Source organism: Vicinamibacteria bacterium (genome assembly GCA_035620555.1).
Classification (GTDB): domain Bacteria; phylum Acidobacteriota; class Vicinamibacteria; order Marinacidobacterales; family SMYC01; genus DASPGQ01.
On the sequence record DASPGQ010000693.1, the window covers coordinates 1 to 4,142 of the forward strand.

Consider the following 4,142-nt stretch of genomic DNA (forward strand, 5'->3'; position numbering starts at 1 on the left):
CTTCATATCGAGGACTTTGGTCACGCCCTTTCCCCCGTCCATGTCGGCGAGCTCACTTTCGGAAAGACCGACCTGAGTTCGGAGAAGATTGTGAGGCTCTCCCGGGCGGACCTGAGCGTTCGTGAAACCCGCGGGCAGAGCGGACGCGAGCAATGCAAATGCGAAACCAATGTGCCTCATAATCGAGCCTTCTGGAACCTGGCGAGCAGTGTTCCATGATCGACGTCGCCGGCACGTTCATCGAGATGCCGGTGACTGCCGAGTCGAACCTTTTATCGTTGATCGGCACTCTATCGGCACCCGCGCTCTATGACAAGCCCGAAGCTTCTCCGACGATGAATGCGGGCGCGTATGCCGGAGGCCGACGCGCAGTGTCTGAATTGTTTCCTTAACACCACATCAGCACGCAGCGATTTCTGGGAACATCGCGAGAGAGGCGCGAACGCGCCGCCGCCGCTGAACGTTGTTGGAGGTCTTGCGGTACGAGGCGCGCTGACCTCGGAGGGACTGCAGAAAGCGTTCACAACAAAATTGACGACCGAAGGAGTTCGAGGAGATTAGTCAATTTAAAGGCTAAAATGGGGTTGTGAATCGCGATTTACAGACCATTCTGGAGAGGGACAACCCCTGGCTCTCGAACCCCGCCCGAATTCCCGACTGGCTGCACCAACACTTGCCCGAGTCCTATGTGCCACGATCCCTGGTCTCACGCTCCGGCGCGGTGGAAGGAGGCGGATCGAGCGCACCTCGTCGTCGGGCCGCGGCAAGCGGGGAAGTCGACCGCGATCTGGCGCTTTCTCGCCGACCAAGGACGAGCCGCGCTCTTCATCGATTGTGAGCAGTACCTCGTGCGCGAGTGGTGTCGATCAGCGCCCCTCTTCCTTGCGATCTCGAAGCTCTGGTCACCAAACCGGTTACGATCTTCTTCGAAGAAGCCCAATACCTCGAAGAGGCGGGTCTCTTCCTGAAGGGCGTCGTCGACCGGAAGCCGGGGGTTCCGATTCTGGTAACCGGAAGCTCCTCGTTTCACCTGCATTCGCGAACCCGGGAGTCACTGGCGGGGCGAGCCACGCGTTCACGACCTCTTCCTTTCGCGCTGTCCGAGGTGATTTTCGACCTTGGGGAGAAACCGGATGCCTTTCGTCGCCGGATCGTGGAGGATCGGTTCGCCCGTCACGTCATAATGGGCGGCTATCCCAAAGTCTGGTTGAGCGAGAACCCGGAGCTGGTTCTCACCGATCTGGTCGAAGCGATCATCCTTCGCGACGCAAGTGACCTCTTCCGGATCGGGCGGCCCGACGCTTTTCGTCGGCTACTCCGGTTGGCCGCGAGCCAAGCGGGTAACCGGGTGAACTTGTCGGAGTGGGCGTCGATTCTTGGTGTGAGTCGCGACACGGTCGCTTCCTATCTCGAGATTCTCGAGTCAAGCCACGTGGTGTCGGTTTTGCCACCCTTCGTTGGGGGCAAGAGGGCGGAGGCAACGAGCACGCCGAAGATATTTTTCGTCGATAACGGAATCCGCAATCGCCTGCTGCACGATTTCAAGCCCATCGAAGAGCGTGTCGACAAAGGTGCTCTTCTCGAGAATTGGATCTTCACCGAGTTGTGGAGAGCCTGCCCGACGGCGCCAACCTGCACTTCTGGAGGAGCTCGTCCGGGGCGGAGGTAGATTTCGTCCTGACCCGAGGAGACTTGGTTGTCGCCCTCGAGGTGAAGTCCGAAAAGATCCGACGCGCCAGCATCCCGCGTTCCGCGAGAAGTTTCATCGAAGCCTACGGGCCTCGGAGCTTCCTTGTCATCAACCGCGGACTCGAGACCAGGACTCGGATCGGCAGAACGGATGTCGGATGGGTTCTCCCAACCGACGTGATTCAACGAATCGAGGAAGCCTTCGATCCCGAGTAGAAGGCGACCCGGTCGAGCTTCGCCTCTTCAAGACTTTCGCAGATCTGGCGAGGACGTCCAGGACAAGGCGCGAGGCGGAGGGCCGCGAAGTCCGTCGACCTCCTGCTGGACCGAGTGCGGGCCTTCGAGGCGGCGGCGCTGCAGTTCGACGACATCACGGTCCTCGCCCTGCGCCGCCACTGATCGAGGAGCGATACAATGCGGGCATGCCGACGACGATGCATTTTGCGTCTCTCATACTGGTCGCACTCTTGGCTGGCTCCTCGCCCGATTTCGATGAGGCGAAGTATGTCGGTCGCTGGGTCTCGATGTGGAACACCTACGACCTCGATCGGGTCGATGAGCTGTTCGTCCCCGATTCCCGCGTCACCTACTTCTCGTCGGAGAAAGAAGGTCTGGTGCACGGCATCGAGGAGGTGCGTGAGCACCATCGCGGCTTCGGTTTCGTCAGCGGAGGTCGGCTCCCCGAACGTGAGCTCTGGGTCGAAGACGTTCGTTCCGATGATTTCGGCGATACAGTGGTCGTCACCGCGATCTGGTACTTCGGCGATCGGAGCTCACGCGAAGACGCTCAACGAGGACCGATGACGATCCTGTACCTGAGCGTCGGGGATGACTACCGGATCGCGCACATGCATTTCGCGAGCTACTGATGTAGCTCTTCGCTTGCCAGCCCGCGGCGTCACTTCGTTGGCCTCGAACAGTAGCCCGCATCATGTAGGGGCCGCATGCAGGTGAATGCGCGCCGACGGGTTCGCTCGAAGGTGGGACCGTGCCGCGAGCGCGGGCTGGATCGAGATCGCCAGCATCTCGATGTTCGATCTCAGTGATCGTAGGACGCGGACATTCCAGTAACGATCTGCCAGCCATCGCCCCGACGCTGCCAGGTGTGCGTGATCCGCTTCCACGCGCTTTTCTCGAGGACCTCACCCGTCTCGGCGTTCCGGTAGACGTCCATGTACCGGTAATGCACGACGACGATATCGCCGAATGCGCGCACCGCTTCTCGTTTAAGCTCGTAGTCGTAGCGCCGCGAAGGGTCGGCGTGCAGCGGCGGGATCCAGTCGGCGATTTGCGCTTTGCCCAGCGGCTGCGCGCTGAAGCTGGGCCATCCGACGAAGCGCTCGTCCCACAACGAGCGGTAAGCGTCGAGATCCCGGGCCTTGACGCATTTCCAGTAAGTTTCTTCGAGCTGCCAGACGGCGGCTTCGTCCTCGGCCGGACCGGCAAGGAGAAGCAACGGCGCGACGCACAGCAGGGCTGGAACCAAGAACGCTCTCTCTTTCGTCATCAATTCCTCCTCGAGACTCCTCGGGCGGCACACGAGGTGTCCACGCTCGGTTGTGCGGATATGGTGGCACTGACGGCCAGGATGGAGACGACAAACGTCAAGACGGCCTCCTTGGCGGGACTATCTTATCGAATTCATCGTTACGCGCTTCGTCGATCCCCGTACAAGGACCGCGTGATCGTCGAATGCGCCGCCTACTAAGAAGAGACCCTGCCGGGACAGTTCATTCATCGCAGCGGAGGCTGGGCGGCGTGCCAATCGACTCACGTCAAAAAGCGATGATGAGCCGTGACGTAGCCCTGAAAGCTTGAACCGACGATATCCTATTGCGCAGCCATTGGATATTCTGCCCCCGCGGTTGAAGATATCAATATGTGCTAATAATTGGATATGCCGACCAGAAAGACGAGCGTTACGATTGATGAGGAGCTCCTCGCCGCGGTTCAGGCGATCCTCGAGACGAGCACCGTGAAGGACACAATCGAGCAGGCGTTTCTGGAAGTGCTACGCGCGAGAGCACGAACCGAGGAGGTCGAAGCCCTGGCCGAGCAAAAGGGGATGGACCTCCGCGACGGAGTCCTTTCGAAGGCCTGGCGGCATTGACGGCACGCTACCTCGTCGATAAGAGCGCCCTCGCCAGAATGCTCCACGATTCGGTCCGAGTGCGGCTCGCTCCAATTATCGAAGCGGGTGAGGCGGCCAGCTGCGCGATCGTCGATCTCGAGGTGCTTTTCAGCGCTCCAAACTACGCCGACCATCTTGAGATTCGTCGGCGCCGAGAATTGGCCTATGAGCGGGTTCCTGTGAACGAGGACGTTTTCGATCGCGCGACCGATATTCAAGCGGAGCTCGCACGAACCGGGCGCCATCGGATCCCGATTCCCGATCTTCTAATCGCCGCAGCATCGGAGTCGGCGGGTTTGGTCGTCCTGCACTACGACGGTGA

At 60.2% G+C, this 4,142-nt stretch carries 8 protein-coding genes; 6 read left to right on the forward strand and 2 right to left on the reverse strand.

Features of this window, described 5'->3' with window-relative positions; all coding sequences use genetic code 11:
- Positions 1–180 (reverse strand): hypothetical protein (locus VEK15_28020; protein HXV64577.1); only part of this gene is annotated, 180 nt, incomplete at its 3' end.
- Positions 181–215: 35 nt separating this feature from the next.
- Between VEK15_28020 and VEK15_28025 the strand changes: the two genes are divergently transcribed.
- The 4 genes from VEK15_28025 (at position 216) to VEK15_28040 (ending at position 2,558) form a co-directional block, all read left to right on the forward strand.
- The gene (locus VEK15_28025; GenBank protein ID HXV64578.1) at positions 216–392 is read left to right on the forward strand and encodes a hypothetical protein; all 177 of its coding nucleotides are present in this window, start codon (positions 216–218) and stop codon (positions 390–392) included.
- 464 nt (positions 393–856) lie between these two features.
- Positions 857–1,669 carry an ATP-binding protein gene (locus VEK15_28030; protein HXV64579.1) on the forward strand — a complete coding sequence of 271 codons (813 nt, stop codon included), beginning with the start codon at positions 857–859 and terminating at the stop codon, positions 1,667–1,669.
- A 23-nt stretch (positions 1,670–1,692) separates the two neighbouring features.
- Complete coding sequence (locus tag VEK15_28035) at positions 1,693–1,905, forward strand: hypothetical protein (protein ID HXV64580.1); 213 nt, start codon at positions 1,693–1,695, stop codon at positions 1,903–1,905.
- A 206-nt stretch (positions 1,906–2,111) separates the two neighbouring features.
- Positions 2,112–2,558, forward strand: coding sequence for a nuclear transport factor 2 family protein (locus VEK15_28040; protein ID HXV64581.1), 447 nt, complete (start codon positions 2,112–2,114; stop codon positions 2,556–2,558).
- A 170-nt stretch (positions 2,559–2,728) separates the two neighbouring features.
- Here the strand turns inward: VEK15_28040 and VEK15_28045 are convergent, their stop codons facing one another.
- Positions 2,729–3,196 (reverse strand): nuclear transport factor 2 family protein, encoded by a 468-nt coding sequence (locus tag VEK15_28045; protein HXV64582.1) that lies wholly within the window; start codon positions 3,194–3,196, stop codon positions 2,729–2,731.
- Positions 3,197–3,586: 390 nt separating this feature from the next.
- Here VEK15_28045 and VEK15_28050 point away from each other — a divergent pair, with 390 nt between their 5' ends.
- Positions 3,587–3,799: a hypothetical protein gene (locus VEK15_28050; GenBank protein ID HXV64583.1), complete on the forward strand. Its 213-nt coding sequence runs from the start codon at positions 3,587–3,589 to the stop codon at positions 3,797–3,799.
- Positions 3,796–4,142, forward strand: a 347-nt coding sequence (locus VEK15_28055; GenBank protein ID HXV64584.1) for a PIN domain-containing protein, incomplete at its 3' end; no start/stop codon positions are given. The genes VEK15_28050 and VEK15_28055, both read left to right, overlap by 4 nt.

What these genes read in the sequence shown, in the direction of transcription:
- VEK15_28045 (HXV64582.1), bottom strand. Translation starts at nt 3,196, where the DNA reads ATGACGAAAGAGAGAGCGTTCTTGGTTCCAGCCCTGCTGTGCGTCGCG.
- VEK15_28050 (HXV64583.1), top strand. Translation starts at nt 3,587, where the DNA reads ATGCCGACCAGAAAGACGAGCGTTACGATTGATGAGGAGCTCCTCGCC.
- VEK15_28040 (HXV64581.1), top strand. Translation starts at nt 2,112, where the DNA reads ATGCCGACGACGATGCATTTTGCGTCTCTCATACTGGTCGCACTCTTG.
- VEK15_28025 (HXV64578.1), top strand. Translation starts at nt 216, where the DNA reads ATGATCGACGTCGCCGGCACGTTCATCGAGATGCCGGTGACTGCCGAG.